At 38.0% G+C, this 18,016-nt stretch carries 15 protein-coding genes and 3 pseudogenes; 14 read left to right on the plus strand and 4 right to left on the minus strand.

Annotated features, from left to right (window positions below; all coding sequences use genetic code 11):
* From AC33VI_RS00835 to AC33VI_RS00875, 9 genes and pseudogenes are all read left to right on the plus strand, one after another.
* Positions 1-171 (plus strand): annotated as a pseudogene (locus AC33VI_RS00835) (gfo/Idh/MocA family oxidoreductase); the annotation flags it as partial.
* A 198-nt stretch (positions 172-369) separates the two neighbouring features.
* Positions 370-594, plus strand: coding sequence for a FeoC-like transcriptional regulator (locus tag AC33VI_RS00840; RefSeq protein ID WP_491780376.1), 225 nt, complete (start codon positions 370-372; stop codon positions 592-594).
* A gap of 112 nt (positions 595-706) precedes the next feature.
* Entirely contained in the window at positions 707-1,156 is a 450-nt protein-coding gene (locus tag AC33VI_RS00845) for a globin family protein (protein ID WP_491780377.1), read from the plus strand.
* Between the two features lie 348 nt (positions 1,157-1,504).
* Positions 1,505-2,005 (plus strand): DUF2231 domain-containing protein, encoded by a 501-nt coding sequence (locus tag AC33VI_RS00850; RefSeq protein WP_491780378.1) that lies wholly within the window; start codon positions 1,505-1,507, stop codon positions 2,003-2,005.
* 27 nt (positions 2,006-2,032) lie between these two features.
* A complete protein-coding gene (locus tag AC33VI_RS00855; protein WP_491780379.1) occupies positions 2,033-2,632 on the plus strand; it encodes a DUF2231 domain-containing protein in 600 nt (199 codons plus the stop codon).
* 9 nt (positions 2,633-2,641) lie between these two features.
* Entirely contained in the window at positions 2,642-3,541 is a 900-nt protein-coding gene (locus AC33VI_RS00860) for a cytochrome c oxidase subunit II (RefSeq protein WP_491780390.1), read from the plus strand.
* Positions 3,542-3,670: 129 nt separating this feature from the next.
* Positions 3,671-5,311 (plus strand): cytochrome c oxidase subunit I, encoded by a 1,641-nt coding sequence (locus tag AC33VI_RS00865; protein ID WP_491780380.1) that lies wholly within the window; start codon positions 3,671-3,673, stop codon positions 5,309-5,311.
* A 140-nt stretch (positions 5,312-5,451) separates the two neighbouring features.
* Positions 5,452-6,060 carry a cytochrome c oxidase subunit 3 gene (locus AC33VI_RS00870; protein ID WP_491780381.1) on the plus strand — a complete coding sequence of 203 codons (609 nt, stop codon included), beginning with the start codon at positions 5,452-5,454 and terminating at the stop codon, positions 6,058-6,060.
* Between the two features lie 116 nt (positions 6,061-6,176).
* Positions 6,177-8,156, plus strand: coding sequence for a P-loop NTPase fold protein (locus AC33VI_RS00875; RefSeq protein WP_491780382.1), 1,980 nt, complete (start codon positions 6,177-6,179; stop codon positions 8,154-8,156).
* 148 nt (positions 8,157-8,304) lie between these two features.
* Here the strand turns inward: AC33VI_RS00875 and AC33VI_RS00880 are convergent, their stop codons facing one another.
* Together AC33VI_RS00880 and AC33VI_RS00885 are read right to left on the minus strand one after the other, a co-directional pair.
* Entirely contained in the window at positions 8,305-8,838 is a 534-nt protein-coding gene (locus AC33VI_RS00880) for a helix-turn-helix transcriptional regulator (protein WP_491780383.1), read from the minus strand.
* Positions 8,839-8,861: 23 nt separating this feature from the next.
* Positions 8,862-9,104 carry a hypothetical protein gene (locus AC33VI_RS00885; protein ID WP_491780384.1) on the minus strand — a complete coding sequence of 81 codons (243 nt, stop codon included), beginning with the start codon at positions 9,102-9,104 and terminating at the stop codon, positions 8,862-8,864.
* 104 nt (positions 9,105-9,208) lie between these two features.
* Here AC33VI_RS00885 and AC33VI_RS00890 point away from each other — a divergent pair, with 104 nt between their 5' ends.
* From AC33VI_RS00890 to AC33VI_RS00900, 3 genes and pseudogenes are all read left to right on the plus strand, one after another.
* Complete coding sequence (locus AC33VI_RS00890) at positions 9,209-10,699, plus strand: GMC oxidoreductase (RefSeq protein WP_491780385.1); 1,491 nt, start codon at positions 9,209-9,211, stop codon at positions 10,697-10,699.
* A gap of 152 nt (positions 10,700-10,851) precedes the next feature.
* A pseudogene (locus AC33VI_RS00895) lies at positions 10,852-11,337 on the plus strand (dCTP deaminase); the annotation flags it as partial.
* 169 nt (positions 11,338-11,506) lie between these two features.
* Positions 11,507-12,903: pseudogene (locus AC33VI_RS00900) on the plus strand (IS701 family transposase).
* Positions 12,904-12,915: 12 nt separating this feature from the next.
* On the opposite strand, the gene AC33VI_RS00905 reads toward AC33VI_RS00900, so the two are convergent.
* Together AC33VI_RS00905 and AC33VI_RS00910 are read right to left on the minus strand one after the other, a co-directional pair.
* Complete coding sequence (locus AC33VI_RS00905) at positions 12,916-13,155, minus strand: hypothetical protein (protein WP_491780386.1); 240 nt, start codon at positions 13,153-13,155, stop codon at positions 12,916-12,918.
* Positions 13,156-13,362: 207 nt separating this feature from the next.
* A complete protein-coding gene (locus tag AC33VI_RS00910) occupies positions 13,363-13,596 on the minus strand; it encodes a hypothetical protein (RefSeq protein ID WP_491780387.1) in 234 nt (77 codons plus the stop codon).
* A 132-nt stretch (positions 13,597-13,728) separates the two neighbouring features.
* On the opposite strand from AC33VI_RS00910, the gene AC33VI_RS00915 reads away from it, so the two are divergent.
* Both AC33VI_RS00915 and AC33VI_RS00920 read left to right on the plus strand, forming a co-directional pair.
* Complete coding sequence (locus AC33VI_RS00915) at positions 13,729-14,400, plus strand: Fe2+-dependent dioxygenase (protein WP_491780388.1); 672 nt, start codon at positions 13,729-13,731, stop codon at positions 14,398-14,400.
* Between the two features lie 216 nt (positions 14,401-14,616).
* Positions 14,617-17,646, plus strand: coding sequence for a protein kinase domain-containing protein (locus AC33VI_RS00920; RefSeq protein ID WP_491780389.1), 3,030 nt, complete (start codon positions 14,617-14,619; stop codon positions 17,644-17,646).
* Positions 17,647-18,016: the final 370 nt, after the last annotated feature.

The raw sequence follows: 18,016 nt of genomic DNA on the forward strand, positions 1-18,016 counted from the left end.
ATTCCTGTTGCTTCTCGTCGCGGTTTGTTCGCTCGCGATACAGAAATGGTTTTAGATTATTTATTTAGAGGAAAACCCCTTTACATTCAGCCCCAAGCCAGTCTTTACGCACTACAGGTAGCCAATGCAGCAGAACGATCTTCTCGTTTAGAAAAAATCGTTTATCTCTAAAACGACACTCGTTTTCAGACGAGTGTTGAAAATAGATTTTACGCCGATTTCAACCAGATATTATTGCTTTTTGTTGAGTTCTAGTTAAGAAACATCTCGCCATATCAATAGATGAATAACTTTAACTGTACTCAGGGAAACTGAACTTAAAATCATACTGAAAGAAGTCGATAACTCATATTCAATGAGGTTGCTGTGGTGAATTTAACAGAACTAAAAAAATTCGTTTTTAATTTTGGTCGTGTTTCCCTAGCAGAAATGAAACTATATCTGCAAATCGATCGCGAAACTCTCGATCCGATGCTGAATGGCTTAGTCCAACAAGGTATAGTAAAAAAATCTTATATTGAAGAAGGATGCACAACTTGTCTCAAGTGCGACCCCGAAGAAATTGAATTTTACGAATGGGTGGAAAATGGATAGGTTGTACTCCGATTTTTCATTTAATATGTCGGTTAATTAAATCTAATCCTATAGGTTTTTCTATCCTTGCTCTAAAAAAAATCTCTCAAAACATCGATTGCGAGCGAGAAAAATGAATTTTGCCGAAATATTTCGCGATAGCTATCAACGTAATGTTAAAAGCAGATCGAGCTTGTTTTTCTCTACATTTTATCAAAATTTTGTTGATTCATCAGAATTAGTCAAGGAAGCCTTTCAAAATACTGATATGAATCGACAACAAGATATGCTCAGAGATTCTTTAAGACATCTGATTGAATTTTCATCGACTAAAACCAGCAATGGCTTCTTACAAGGATTGGCCATAGTTCATCGTAAAATCAACAATATTGACAACAATATGTACGATTTATGGCTGAGTTCGATTTTATTAACGATCGAGCAAATAGATCCCGACTATACCGAACAAGATGGACTTGCCTGGAAAATCATGTTAAGTCCTGGAATTGAATTTATGAAAGGATTTTCTAAACAAGAGCCCAGTCACGAGGGAAAATCCGAACTGGAAGAGGAAATAATTTAATTGTATTAAGCTTTGGAAGCGAACTATTTAAGTAGTTGTGCAAAATTAATTGGATAGTTGAGATTGGGTTTAGGGGTTAGGGGTTAGGGGTTAGGGGTTAGGGGTTAGGAAAATATGGAATATACAAATAATTCTGCTTAGGTACTTATTTTAAATTTGCTCAGGAAAAGTAGCGAGCATAACTCTTAAGTAAAACTAAAAAAACAGCAGCAATTACCAGCTTGTTGGCTAGCATATAATCCATGTACAGCCTATAAATCGTGGGTTAATCGAGAAAGTATAGAGCAGATAAAGACACAACACAATTAACCTGAAACTTCAAGTTAGTAATTAGCGCGATTGCCAATAATGTTTGACAACTTACTTCCGCCCTTAAACGACCATAATTTACCCTATCCCGATACGATTCATCCGATTGTAGTCCATTTTGTCATCGCCATGGTAATTTTTGCTTTTTTGTGCGATGTGGTGGGCTACTTGAGCAAAAATTACAAACTCTATGAAGTTAGCTGGTGGAATATGTTTTTCGCCACCGTATCCATCTTTATCGCCATTGTTTTCGGTCAAATCGAAGCAGGTCTAGCTATCGCCTATGACGCTGTAGAACCAATTTTAAATCTCCATAGTATTATTGGCTGGTCGTTGTCAGGAATCATCGCTGCGATTACGGCTTGGCGATATGTCATTCGTGCTAAAGATCCGAAAAATATGCCCATTGCCTATCTAGGAATAGGGTTCTTGCTCACAGGCTTGGTATTTTATCAAGTTTATTTAGGAGACGAACTAGTTTGGGTTTATGGCTTGCATACAGTGCAGGTAGTTGAAGCTGCCAAAGACGGACTCCTCTAAGAGTAATTAATAATTAGTAATTAATAAATGAATCCAGAATTAATTAATCAATTACAACTGGGTGCGAATGGATTGCCTTATAAAATTCCCATGCACCCCAACCTAGTCCACCTTACTTTGGGCTTATTTATTATTGGCATTGCCTTTGATATTGTGGGAGTTTTATTTCCTTTTGACAAGGTAGTATTCAGATTTTTAGCCATTCCCGCAACTCGTGCCAACTTCTTTGATGTGGGCTGGTACAATATGCTCGGTGCTGCGATCGTGACATTCTTTACCGTAGCCTTTGGTTTTTATGAAATTATGCTCGTGGGCGAATCTCCAGAAGTCACGAGTGCCTGGGGCTTGGGCGCAATGGAAACAATGCTGTGGCATGGGGTGGGCGGTGTCTTACTTTTAGCAGCGATCGTCGGAATGACGGTTTGGCGTGGTTTTCAGCGATATGTGTGGCGCAATGATACTAGCCGACAAGTCCAGTGGCGATATTTACTAGCTGGCTTAGTCATTATGTTTGTGATGTATCTCCACGGTACTCTAGGGGCTCAACTAGCAGCGGAGTTTGGCGTTCATAATACCGCTGGTAATTTGCTTCGTCTCGGACAAGACCCCAACCTATTACTAAAATAAGGTCGATTAATCAGCATGAAACGAATTATTACTCTAAGCGCGATCGCTTTTTTTATTGGTCTAGCCAGTCTTTGGATGGGACAAGTATCCTATTCTTGGTTTCCCCCCCAGGCTTCGGCTGAGTCCATCTATTATGACAGACTGTTTGCTGTGTTAACTGCCATTGGCACGTTTATTTTCTTAGGAGTTACTCTTGCGATCGTTTACAATATCATTTTTTATCGTGCTGGTAGATACAATACCAGCGATGGTCCTCCTGTTGAAGGGAATGTTAAATTAGAAATCATTTGGACGGCGATACCTTTATTTCTGGTATTTTTTATTGCTGGGTATAGCTATCAAACCTACGACCAAATGGATTTGCATGGGCCTACAGAAATAGCTCATTTGCCCCAAATCATGGATTCCGCCTACGCCGATATAGGGGAAGCCACCGCCCAACCGATGACTAACGTTGATGTAGATTCCAAACAGTGGGCATGGGTATTTCGCTATCCCGAAAAGAATGTTACTAGTACAGAACTTCATTTACCTGTAGACCAAAGGGCGCATTTAAAATTGCGATCGCAAGACGTAATTCACGGTTTTTATATCCCAGCATTTCGAGTTAAACAAGATATTATCCCCGCCAAAACTATCGACTTTGAATTTACTCCTATTCGCGAAGGTAAATATCGCCTGAGAGATTCCCAATATAGCGGAACTTACTTTGCAGCCATGCAAGCAGATGTAGTGGTAGAGTCCCCCGAAGATTACGATCGCTGGCTAAACGAAGCAGCCAAACAAACTCCTACTGCTGCCCCCAACCAAGCAGCTAGTGAATATGCCAAGAGGGAACAAAAATCAGACTCCGCAGGGTGGAAAACTGTCGTTCCTGCCCCACCACCAATGGTTAATTATCATCCGTAATTTTAAGTAATAAGTAATAAGTAATAAGTAATAAGTAATAAGTAATAGGTTTTGATTACTACTAAATTACTGACTAGCAACGACTAACCACTAACCACTAATCACCAACCACTAATCACCAACCACTAAATGACCACCACCACACCCCAAGACTTAATTCCCGAATCGCCTCCGAATTGGCGCAAATATTTTAGCTTTAGTACCGACCATAAAGTTATTGGCATTCAATATATAGTCACTGCTTTCTTCTTCTTTCTTCTAGCTGGCATATTTGCCATGATTATGCGGGGAGAATTAATTACTCCCGAACCAGATTTGTTAGACCGCACTGTTTATAACGGTCTATACACCATGCACGGAACGATTATGCTGTTTGGCTGGACTTTTCCCGTTCTAGCTGGCTTTGCTAATTACCTCGTTCCCCTGATGATTGGGGCGCGAGATATGGCATTTCCCCGTCTCAATGCTGCTGCATTTTGGATGATTCCCGTCGTTGGTATCCTCTTTATGCTCAGTTTCCTCGTTCCTGGAGGTCCTTCTCAGTCTGGCTGGTGGGCTTATCCTCCCCAAAGTTTGCAGAATCCTACAGGTAATTTAATTAACGGTCAATTTATCTGGATTTTGGCAGTAGCCATCTCTGGTGTCTCTTCCATCATGGGAGCATTAAATATCGTCACTACTATTATTCGGATGCGCGCTCCTGGTATGGGTTGGTTTAAAACTCCAGCTTTTGTCTGGACAGTCATGGCAGCCCAGTTAATTCAACTGTATGGCTTACCTGCCTTAACTGCTGGTGCGGTAATGTTACTTTGCGACCTCACTTTCGGTACGGCATTTTTCGACCCTGCCCAAGGAGGTAACCCCGTACTGTTTCAGCATTTTTTCTGGTTCTATTCTCACCCTGCTGTATACGTGATAGTTTTGCCCATATTTGGCATTTTTTCAGAATTATTCCCCGTATACGCCCGCAAGCCTCTTTTTGGTTATAAAGTCGTAGCAGTTTCTTCTCTGGTAATTACTGGTCTAAGCGGTATTGTATGGGTACACCATATGTTTGCTAGTGGTACTCCTGGCTGGATGCGGATGGTATTTATGCTAACTACCATGTTAATTTCTGTTCCTACAGGGATCAAAGTCTTTGCTTGGGTAGGTACGATTTGGGGCGGGAAGCTGCGCTTGGATACTGCCATGCTGTTTGCCTTAGGTGGTTTGGTTAACTTTGTCTTTGCAGGTATCACGGGGATTATGCTGGCTTCTGCCCCTATCGATATTCACGTCAACAATACCTACTTTGTAGTTGGTCACTTCCATTACGTACTTTACGGCACGGTTACCTTTGGTATCTATGCAGGAATTTATCACTGGTTTCCCAAGATGACAGGCAAAATGTATTACGAAGGTTTAGGCAAACTTCACTTCTACTTGACCTTTGCTGGTACAGCCCTCAACTTCTTACCCATGCACCCCTTGGGCTTGATGGGTATGCCTCGTCGTGTCGCCTCTTACGATCCCGAATTTGCCTTTTGGAATGTTTTAGCTAGCTTAGGCGGATTTTTACTCGGTATTTCCACAATCCCTTTTATTCTCAACATGATTAGTTCTTGGAATTCAGGTAAAGCAGCAGGGGATAATCCTTGGAAAGCGATTGGTTTAGAATGGCTAGTTTCTTCTCCTCCCGAACATGAAAACTTTGAAGAGATTCCTGTAGTTATTGCCGAACCTTATGGTTATGGAAAGAATGAGAAGCTGACGGAGAATTTGGGTGGGTAATTGATAATTGACAATTGACAACGAAAAATTCAAGCGATCGCATTATTAAATTTTAAGGTGGGCATTGCACTAAGGGACTTCCTTTGGTCGCCCACCCTACCCTACTAACAAATAACAACTAACAATTAACAACTAATAATATGACTAGTCTAGATCCTACTTTAAACCAAGAAGAATTAACTCAATCCATCGTTCACGAACATGAAGAAGAAGATAACAGAATGCTGGGCTTTATTATCTTCCTGTTATCTGAAAGTGTAATTTTTCTTAGCTTTTTTGCTGGTTATATTATCTATAAAACGACGATGACTGACTGGCTTCCTGCTGGTGTGTCGGGATTGGAAGTCCGCGAACCTGCTATTAATACTGTAGTGTTGGTTTCCAGTAGTTTTGTAATTTATATTGCCGAACGATTTTTACACAAAGAAAACCTTTGGGGATTTCGGATCTTTTGGCTATTAACTATGGCAATGGGTAGCTACTTCCTCTACGGACAAGCAGTAGAGTGGATGGGGCTAGAATTTGGTTTTACCTCTGGAGTTTTTGGGGGAGCTTTTTATTTATTAACTGGCTTTCATGGTTTGCACGTTTTAACGGGAGTGCTATTACAAACTATTATGTTAATTCGTTCTTTTCTGCCTAATAATTATGCGGGCGGACAGTTTGGCGTTGAATCTACTTCTTTGTTTTGGCACTTTGTTGATGTGATTTGGATTGTGTTGTTTATTCTGATTTATGTTTGGCAATGATCGTTAACTTCTTAAGGAAAGAATCAATTCGCTTATAGGTTATTTTTTTTCTTTGTCTTTAGTTGTTTGTATTGAGTTTATGAGCATTAAAGACTTGTTCGATATATCTAGTAAACATGACTCAAAAAGAACAACCAATTAGCAAAATTAATAGCCATATTGAAGAATATCTTGATTATTATTGTGGTTTATCTCATGCACCAGGTTTTGCAGTTTTACTTAAAGGAGAATGGGGCTGTGGCAAGACTTGGTTTATTAATAGATATAGAGAAAAACTCGAACAGAAAGAGCAAAAATTTTTGTATGTAAGCCTATATGGAATGACTAGCTTTGCTGAAATTGAAAATTCATTTTTTCAGCAGCTACATCCTGTATTATCCTCAAAAGGAATGGCAATAACAGGTAAAATTTTTCAAGGACTTTTAAAGACTTCACTAAAAATCGATCTTGATAGTGATGGTAAAGATGATGGAAGTGTCAGTTTACAGATTCCTAACATAGATTTACCAGAATCTTTTAAAAAAGCTGATGAAAGTATTTTGATTTTTGACGATCTAGAACGTTGTCAAATAGATATTGGTAATCTTTTAGGATATATCAATTATTTTGTAGAACATCAAGAGCTAAAAGTAATTTTAGTTGCTAATGAAGAAAAACTTTTAGAAAATAATAATTATAAGGATATCAAAGAAAAACTCATCGGGAAAACTTTCGATATTAATCGCGATCTTGATGCTGCATTAAAAAGCTTCATTCGAGAAATCGGCAATACTGATATAGAAAAATTTCTACTTAATAATACAAGATTGATTGAAGATATATACCTTCAGTCTAGATATGATAATTTAAGAAGTCTCAAACAAATTATTTTAGATTTTGAGCGACTTTTTATACAGTTACCAGATAAAGCAAAAAGTAAACCAGAGTTATTACAAGATATTTTACAAACCCTTATGGCTTTCTCTATTGAAATTAAACGAGGAGCTTTATTGCCCAAAAATATTGATAGATTACAAGATGCAATTGTATTTGAAATTACTAAAGCCAGACAAAAATATATAAGTGATAGAACTAAAGATAATCAAGATAATTTACCAAATGTATCTGATGAAGAAGATAATCAACTACTAATGTCTTTAAAGAAGATAATCGATAAATATAAATTTTTGAATTTTCTTATATATCAGCCTTTACTTAGTCTTTCTTGGTGGCAAGATTTTTTCTATCTAGGCAAAATCAACAAAAATAAACTCCAACAGTTGATATTCAATAGTAAATATTTTGCTAATGAAAATACACCTAATTGGATTAGGCTGTGGCATTTTTATGATACAGATATTAGTGATAATGAGTTTTATGCACTACTAGAAAAAGTAAAAGCTGAATATGCCGACAGGAAATTTATCGAAATAGGAGAAATTCTTCACGTAACAGGAGTTTTTTTGAACTTATGTAATATTGGATTATATCCTAACAAAACGAAACAAGATATATTACATGATGCAAAAGCTTATATTTATGATTTAGGACAAGAAGACAAACTCGATCTTGATTTAATTCAGAATTCAAATACTACACAATTGTATTCTCCTACTGGTTATAAAGGTTTGGGATATCAAGGGATAGAGTTAGAAGAATTTAAAGTATTCAATTCTTATGTAACTGATGCACAAGAGCTTGCTTTAGAAAAGAAATTACCAAAATTAGGTATTGAGCTACTAGATATTATGCAAGATGATAAATGGCAGTTTCGTAGAATGCTGTGTATTAATAATTTTTCGGACTATCAGGAATGGGATCACATATATTACAAAATACCGATTCTCAAATATATCGATCCGAAATATTTTATAGATCGATTCTTCTCTATGAATTTTGAAGATCAATATTATTGCCTTGAAACATTTTTAGATAGACATAAATATACCAAGGTCTGTCAAAAATTACAGGAAGAATTAAGCTGGCTTAGAAATGTTCAGAAGTTATTACTAAAAGAAGCTAATAATAAACAGTATAAATTAAGAGGATACAGATTAAAGTTTTTAAATCAAGAATATTTGAATAAAGCAATTATAGAATTATCTAACAATGGATAAAGTAACTAAATACCGTCAAATTATTTGTCAGTTTTTAAAAGATTTTGCTAAAGATGACTCGGAAGCACAATTAATATTCGATACCAAACGCGATCGCGACTCCAAATATTAATTAATAAAACTACTAAATAAAAATGAATTATCTCACTTATCTAGAACCAACTAAACCCTTACAACTTTCTTGTAAAGTAGGATCGAGCATGGCAAATTGTTTGGCTATATTTAAACTCATGGTCACTTTAGCAACTTCTACTAAAGATTCACTAACAGAATATTTTTTACTATCGATTAACCAATCAAGAATATCGGCTAAATGCCAAATAGATTGCGCTCCGCCATAAATTGCAGGGGGACAAGTAGAATTATCTTTAGCAATTAACTTTTGAATATTTTGTCTGGTACATCCTAAAAGATTAGCAACATCTGTTACCCCAACTAAATCGGGTGCAGCCTCAACAAGAATTCCTTCTGGAATAGCTTTTTTAATATCTTTTATTGCACTAGAAATTGCATTGTAAGCTGAGGAAGATTCGCGAATAAAGTTAAGTCCGATATAACCTTTTTTCCCAGTGCCAATAACAGCATCATCACAACCAGACTCGTATAATTGCTCGACATAAATGTCAGGGTCGATTTGAGAATCTTGAAGCTTAAATTTCAAAGTGAATTCGTATTCTGGCATTTTAAAAATTATTCCTCGAACATTTATTTCTGGTGATAAATACAGTTATCGATTACTCGGCGTATTTGTTTGGCATGATTTATAGGATTTTTGGGCGTACTCCAAATGCTGATTTTACAGAATTCCCCGCATCTACATTCAGAGTCATTATATGGACAATAAATTTTACCCCAAGCATGAGAACCACCTTGTTTTATACGCCAGCCCTTCAGCTTGGCATACTCCAGTGCTGCCCTTATCTCTTTGTTTGGGTGTTTCTTTGCCATATAAAAATCATGCTAATGTTTTCTTTTTTAGTTGTCAACTGACAACTGGCATATAGCGATCGCAAGATTAAATAACAAAAAACAAATAATAAAGGACTAATAAAATGATTATCGACGACCAATTTTACGATGTAATTATTGTTGGTACTGGTGCGGGAGGTGGCACGATCGCCCGTAAATTAGCCGATGCTGGTAAGAAGATATTGGTATTAGAACAGGGAGAGTTTACCGAGAAAGAAAGTTCCGAATTAGTCGAAGACGAGTTATTTAAGAAAGAAAATTATCACGCTCCCGAACAATGGTACGATCGCGAGGGCGAACCGTTTTTTCCCCAAGCGAAATACTGTGTTGGCGGGAATACTAAAATCTACAGTGGGGCTTTATTAAGACTTAGAGAAAAGGATTTTGAACAGGTACAGCATCAAGAAGGTATTTCTCCTGCATGGGGTTTGAAATATCAAGATTTTGAACCCTATTATACTGAAGCGGAAAAACTATATAAGGCACATGGTAAAGCGGGAGACGATCCCACAGAACCTTCTCGCAGTGAAGATTTCCCTCTACCTCCTGTAGAAAGAATACCACAGATTACAGAATTAGGCGATCGCCTGACTAAACACGGACTCCATCCTGCTTATCTGCCTATTGGTATTGGGGATGAAGGGCGCACTGACTCGGAAGATACGGGGGTGAGTCCAGCCATTCGGGCAGAGAAAGATATTACTCTCAAAACCTCAGCTAAAGTCGTCTCTTTACATACTAATCCTGCAGGAACAGAAGTAAAAGGAGTTCAGGCAGAGGTAAACGGACAAGCATATCTCTTTATGGCACATATTGTCGTGCTTTCCTGCGGGGCAATTAATTCTGCTGCTTTACTATTGCGATCGGCAAATGAGAAATATCCCAAGGGATTGGCTAATAGTTCCGATCTGGTGGGACGCAATTTAATGAAGCAATTGATGACGGTGATTCTTCAGCAGTCGCCCAAGCCTAATGATGGTTTGTTTCAGCGCAGTATGCAGATCAATGACTTTTACTGGGGAGATGAGGATTTTCCTTACCCCATGGGACATATTCAAGACTCTGGGGGTATTCTGCAAGATGTTATTTTTTCTGAGTCGCCACCAATTCTCTCTATTGCTGCTAAGCTAATGCCTGGTTTTGGCTTAAAAAAATTAGCTAAAAATTCCGTTGGTTGGTGGTTGCAAACAGAAGACTTACCCGATCCACAAAACAGAGTTTATTTGAAAAATGAAAAACTCTATTTAGAATATACTCCTAACAACTTAGAAGCTCACGATCGCTTATTATATCGTTGGCAAGAAGTACTTAAAGCAACGGATAAAAAATCTCGCGGGATTCATCCCTATGGTAGTGTGCCAATTCAAGTCGTAGCCCATCAATGCGGTACTTGTCGGTTTGGGTCAGATCCTCAGTCATCTGTTTTAAATCTTGACTGTCGTACTCACGATCTTGATAATCTTTATGTAGTAGATAGTAGTTTTTTTCCTTCCAGTGCTGCGGTAAGTCCGATGTTGACTGTCATTGCTAATGCCTTACGAGTGGGGGATAAATTAATTGAGAGACTAATGTAGAGAGTGTTATCAATTTAGAAAAAAAAGTTTTGTTGCCAAGAAATTCAATAGACAAGCAGTTTTTTCTTTTGTTTAAAAGCTTTAAAAAAGAGTATAATTCCATATGTTTCATGACAGATTGAAGCTTTAAAAAAGAGCGAAAACAAGATTTTATGCTGAAAAACGATCGATGGATAATAGAACAAGCAAAAAAAGGCATGATCGAACCTTTTGAATCATCATTAGTTCGAGAGATAGAGCTTAAAGACGGAACTATGAGAAAAGTTTTAAGTTACGGTCAATCCTCTTTTGGTCTTGATATACGCTTGTCTAAAGCTGAGTTTCTAATTTTCAAGCATATTCCTGGTACTATAATAAATCCCAAAAGATTTAACCCTCAAAATCTCGAACCAGTTCCTTTAAATGAAGATGAAGATGGAGAATTTTTTATTATTCCCGCCCATTCCTATGGCTTAGGGGTGGCTTTAGAAAAGATAAAAGTTCCACCAAATATTACTATAATTTGTGTGGGAAAAAGTAGTTATGCTAGATGTGGATTAATCGTAAATACAACTCCAGCAGAAGCTGCCTGGGAAGGTCATTTAACTTTGGAATTTAGCAATAGTTCTAGTGCCGATTGTAGAATCTATGCCAATGAATTATTTAATACAAGAAAATAATAATAAACAACAACAACAAAGAAGCATTTTTTTTACGCGATGTAATTTTAACTTGTTACAAAAATTAGTTTTTATCCCTCTTCTGTCACTTTCCGAAAAATAAATTACAATAACAGAAATTTTTAGGAGCTGTGAGGCAAAGAGGGCAATGGATGTAGAATTACAGATTCTCAAACATTTAAAGCGATCGCCGATACCTACAGTCTCTATAATAGATCGATATTGTGACTCTTATAATGACTTGATTTTCTGATGTAAGAAATTATGAATGTTTCAAATATCTACATCAAGGAATTATCTCACCAATTAAGAGAAAGTCATTACCAGAGATAGCAAAAGTAGTAGGAATAAATTCAGCGCAATCATTACACCACTTCATAGCGTCTTGATGCAGCGCGGTCTTGGGGGAAACCCCCAAGACCGCACTGCATCGCTAATTCACATTGGTCGGTAGAAGAATTGAAACAAAGAAGATTAACTTTAACTCATGAGACACTAAAAGAGGAAAAGATCATAGTGGTGGTGGACGAAACAGGAGATAGAAAAAAAGGAAAGAAAACAGATTATGTAGCTAGGCAATATTTAGGTAGTATTGGCAAAATAGACAATGGAATAGTATCTGTAAATGCTTATGGAGTCTATAAAAATATAACTTTTCCTTTGATGTTTAAAGTTTTCAAACCAAGAAGAACATTAAAAGAGTCGGACATTTACAAAACTAAAATTGAATTAGCATCATCGATTATTACAGAACTAATAGAATTCGGATTTCAAATTGAATTGGTATTAGCCGATAGTTTGTACGGCGAAGCAAGTTCATTTATTAGAACATTGGAGAAGTATCAACTACCTTGGGTAGTAGCAATTAGAAGTAATCATGGTGTCTGGCTGACCCCCGAGCAAAGAGTTAGAGCTAACAAATGGTGTAAATTCAAGCGAACTTTTAGTAACCAAACTTCAGAAACTAGATATATTCGAGAAATAATTTATGGTAAACGGAACAAAAGAACCTATTGGGAAATAACTACTGACCCTGAAACTATGCCTGAAAATTCGACTTCTTTTGTGATGACTAATTTGCAATTGAGCCGAAGCAAAATGAAGAAGACTTTGGGCAATCTATACGGATTAAGAACTTGGGTCGAATACGGATTCAGGCAATGCAAACAAGAACTAGGATGGACTGATTATAGATTTACTAATTTTCGAGAAATTAATAAATGGTGGGAACTAATTTTTTCGGCTTACTGGATGATTAGTTCTCATTCTCAAGCTTTGAGTAATTTGAATAAATCCTTGGCTTTATCTAGTTCTAATACTGTATCTAAAGAGATTTTCTCTGATTTTTCTCTTCATCAACAATGGTCGGATCAAGAAGGATGGAAGAGTACTTTGAGCAACTTTCGTTTAATTATTCAACCAATGATTTTATTCTGGATGATTATTCCTTGGTTAGACATTTTCCCCAATCGTCATTTACTACTTGGTTTTCATCAACTCATTAGTATCATGAATCAATTTTCTTTCCATTTCCCTGATGGCTAAATTCTGTTTTTTCTACTTCTTAATCTCGGAAAGTGACAGAAGAGGGATAAATCCCTTGTCCCCATAGATATCACAGCCGTCAACTAATGCTAAAACTCCTTCAGCAGCTTGACGCTCATCGGTATTGGCAGAAACCAAATCGTAAGCAATTGGTATCCCATCAATAGTGGAGAGCATAACCAATTTGTAGCCGAAATACTTCAACAGCGCGATTGCACAAGCTGCTTGCGAAGCAGCGTGCCTCGCGCTCATCTTCCTGGCAGCACAGTATCCATAATTAGCACTGCCTTCAAAATCACTATGTCGCTTACTTCGTCTGTATCCCATAACTGGTATAGGTTTAGTCTCAATTACCAAACTCAAGGCATCTGTACCTCCAAGTTGTTTAACCCATTTTCTTCTCAAACTCTCTAGCATTTGTCCTAGTTTTCCTAACCTTCTGTTGAACTGGCTTTGGTCTCATAAATCAGGAAACCATTTGCCATAATTGGCTCGAATAAATCCGATCGACTGAGTCTCTCCTGGAAATGGTAGATAATCCATCATGATTGCCAAAGTCATGATTTCACTGTCACTCATCTCTGCTTTTGCTCCTGGTGACTTACCCTTCAATGTTTTTCCTTCTTGTTGATACAAGTCATCTACGAGAACAAATACTGTGACTATCAGCGTTTCAAAGTCTATGCTATTCATGAGGAGGGATATTTGAGGATCGGTGTCGTAACTTTCATCTTCTGTCTTTTCCTCACTTTTTCCTAATTCACATCAGACGTAATATAGTCATTCTAAATAAAAACCTATTGTAGTTAAGCTTTAATTAATTTTATGATTCTTTCGATCGATCGCATTCTGTCTCCCGAAGCAATTAGCGAAATCAAACAAGTTTTAGATAAGGCAGAATTTGTTGATGGCAAACTAACCGCAGGTTGGCACGCTAAATTAGTTAAAAATAATCAGCAATTAAAAACAGGAACTAACCAAAAAGAACTAAAACTGAAAGTAATTAATGCCCTGTTGAAAAATCCTCTGTTTCAAACTACAGTACGTCCTAAATTAATTCATTCAATTCTATTTAGTCGCTATGAGGAAGGTATGTCTTATGAAACTCATGTAGACAATGCCTTAATGAAAAACAACGGCAGTTTTAACCGTTCGGATGTTTCTTTTACTTTATTTCTCAATGCTCCTGAAACCTATCAGGGGGGAGAACTAACTATTGAAGGAGTGCAAGAAGAACACCACTATAAACTTGATGCAGGTTCGGCAATTGTTTATCCTTCCACTACTTTACATCGAGTCAATCCCGTTACTCAAGGTACAAGATTGGTCGTAGTTGGTTGGGTACAAAGTACGATTAGAGATGCCAGCGATCGCGAAATTCTATTCGATCTAGAAACTGCCAGACGAGCTATTTTTGCCAAATCGGGGAAAACTCCCGAATTCGATCTGATTTCTAAGAGTATTGCCAATCTACTCCGCAAATGGGCAGATGTTTAATTACAGATATTTAATTACTTTTAGTTGGGTTAAGAAAATTTAAAAAACTTCCCGACTTTTCCCGACTTTTCCCGCTTGTCTTAATTGTTATTACAAAATTACTATAATAGAAATTATGTTTGTCACCTAATTTTGAGTGTAACTGCTAGTTAGCAAACAAAGTACTGAAGGAGTTATTGAGGGCTAGCTGTTTTAGTAATTAAGGAAAAATTATCGATGGAAAAATTAAATAGGGAAGACTTGGGGAATGGGCAAAGAAAATATTGCTATTGCCTCAATCGAGATTGTTTAGAACCCCAAAACTCCATAGAGAGTCATATTTGCGTTAGTTGCGGTGCAAATCTACTCCTACAAAATCGCTATCGCGCCCTAAAACTAATCGGTCAAGGAGGATTTGGCAGAACCTTCAAAGCTATTGATGAATCCCAAGCCAATCGACCATACTATGCCATCAAACAATTTTGGGTTGAAAGTCATCATCGAGATAAAGCTGCCGAACTATTCGCTCAAGAAGCAGAACGTTTAAAAGAATTGGGCAAACACCCCAATATTCCCGCCCTCCAAGACTACTTCGTCGAAGATTCAGGACAATATCTAGTTCAAGAATTTATCTTGGGAGATAACTTAGAAAGGGATAAAGTTTGGACGGAAGCAGAAATAACAGAATTTCTCTTAAACATCCTGCCTTTAATCCAATTCGTTCACCAGCAAAAAATAATCCATCGCGATATCAAACCCGAAAATATAATTCGCCGTCAAGATGGTTCTTTAGTATTGGTAGACTTTGGTGCGGCAAAACTAGTTACCGAAGCCAGTAGCAACAAAACTAGTACCGCAATCGGATCGGCTGCCTATACTGCACCCGAACAACTCCAAGGTAAAGCCACCTTCGCTAGCGACATCTATAGTTTGGCAGTTACTTGCATTCATTTATTGACTCAACTACATCCTTTCCGTCTATTCGATAGCAATCAAAACACCTGGAATTGGCGCGAGTACTTAACCAAACCCGTAAGTCCCAAATTAGGCAAAATTCTCGACAAAATGCTGGAAGGGGCGATCGCTCGACGCTATCAATCTATAGAGGTAATTCTTCAAGATCTACAAGGAGTATCTTTTAAACCTAAAAATAAGATCGAGCGCAACAAACTCTTCGGTACAACCGCAGCGATCGCTTTAGCCATCTTAGGATTGAGAGCTTTAATCTATCCCGTAACTCAACAAGTATCTAATTCCAATTCTGCTTCTGCTCCCAGGGTACAAAATCCTTCTCCCCAAACCCAAACTAATATTGCCCCGAGAATCAATCCCAACCCCAGTGGCTTATACAGTTACACCGATGATGGTCAACTTCGTTCCTTTCCTTTAGAACATACTGCTGTCGATGCCAAAATTTCAGGCAATTTAGCGCGGGTAGAAGTCAAACAAACCTTTAGCAATCCCTACAACAATCCCCTAGAAGCAATTTATCAATTCCCTCTCCCCGATGATGCTGCGGTAGACGAGATGGAAATTCAAATTGGCGATCGCATTATTCGCGGAGAGATCAAAAAACGCCAAGAAGCCCAACAGATCTATCAACAGGCAAAAAAAGAAGGGAAAACGGCTGGTTTGCTCGAACAGCAAAAAGATAATATTTTTACTCAATCTTTAGCCAACATTCAACCAGGACAAAAAATCGATGTGATAATTCGCTACACCAACACCCTGCAATTTATTGGTAGCGATTATGAATTTGCCTTCCCTCTAACAGTAGCCCCTCGGTTTGGGGGAGATAATACTAGTACTAACTTCAATCCTTTAATTTCTCCCGTCTGGGCTGACGAATTATCCCCAACTCGTTCGGGTAAAGATATTGATGTCAATATAGAAATTGATGCGGGAGTGGCTATTGCTGGAGTACAGTCTCCTTCCCATACCGTCTCGATCTCTAATAATAATTCCTCTACGAGAGTCGCCCTAACCGATCGAGATTTAATTCCCAACCAAGATCTAATTCTGCGCTATCAAGTGGCGGGGGCAGATACCCAGGCAACGGTATTAACTCAATCCAACCAACAGGGGGGACATTTTGCTACCTATCTAATTCCCGCTGTTGAATATGATGACAATCAAATCGTACCCAAAGATGTCATTTTTCTGATGGATACTTCAGGATCTCAAGCAGGGGCGGCGATCGAACAATCTAAAGAATTGATGCGTCAGTTTATTAGTGGTTTAAACCCCGAGGATACTTTTAATATTATTGACTTTGCCGATCGCACGTCAAAACTTGCAGAACAACCTCTAGCTAATACCAGAGAAAACCGCGCTAAAGCCTTGGCTTATGTCAGTAAAATTAGTGCTAATGGCGGTACGCAGTTAATGAATGGAATTAATACCGTATTAGATTTTCCTGCAACGGAAGACGGCAGATTGCGAAGTATCGTCTTACTGTCTGATGGTTTAATTGGTGCTGACGAACAAGCGATTGGGCGCATCCGTGACGAACTGAAGCCAGGAAACAGACTTTATAGCTTTGGGGTGGGCAATTCTACCAATCGTTTTTTACTCAATCGCCTGGCGGAATTGGGCAGGGGTACGGTAACTATTTTGCCTCCTAATGAGGATGCAGTTAAAGTAGCAGATAAGTTTTATCGGGAAATCAATAAACCCATCGTGACCAATATTGAGATGGAATGGTTGGGTGAAGGGAAACCTCCAGAAATTTATCCCCAGCAAGCACCAGACTTATTTGCCAGTCAACCTTTAGTTTTGTACGGGCGCAAACAAGATGCTAACAACGGCAAGCTCAAAATTACGGGTATGGTTGCGGGAGGTAAAACCTATGAAAAAGTTTTAGATGTTAATTTTCAGCAGATCGGGGGCAATAATGCGATCGCCCAACTGTGGGGAAGATCTCGCATTAAGGATTTAAGCAATCAAAATTATGGTATTGAAAACCCGCAAACAATCGAAGCGATTACCCAAACGGCATTGGATTATAATTTGCTGTCGAAATATACGGCTTTTGTGGCTGTAGATGAAAAGCTTCCCGAATCAACTAGTAAGCCAAAGGATTTGTCAGCGAAAGTCAATCCTCGATTAAATTCAGCCAGAGCAAATTCAGCTAGTAATAATCAGAGCGTACCCGAACCCAGCGAAATTATTGGCAACTTGTTAGCTTTAATTTGTTTGATTCTTTTCTTTACTCGCAAGCGTTGGACTCATTTTGTTAAGTTGCTCATTGCATCTAAAAGTAGGTAATTTGGTTTATAGACATATTTTGTAAGGGCGAACGGCTTTCCTTAAAAGACTAGCGACTTGTCGCGCCCTTACTATTTAACCTTCGGTTAGTTATTAGTTTTTAGTTATTAGTTATTAGTTATTAGTTTTTAAAGTACGGGCGAACCGCCGTTCGCCCCTACTAACTACTAAAAACTCTTTTAACCAAATGTTGTGAGAACTCTCAGTCTTCGGCTTCGCCAAGGCTGGGACGGGACTTATAAATACCTGGGGAAACCCCAGGTAACAGCCCCTCATGAATCACAATTATACAAACATTTTTTGTGTTTATCATCATATGATATAGTGGTAAACATGATAAGAGTAGCACAAAAGATACGGCTATACCCGA

This window comes from Waterburya sp. (assembly GCF_058530065.1).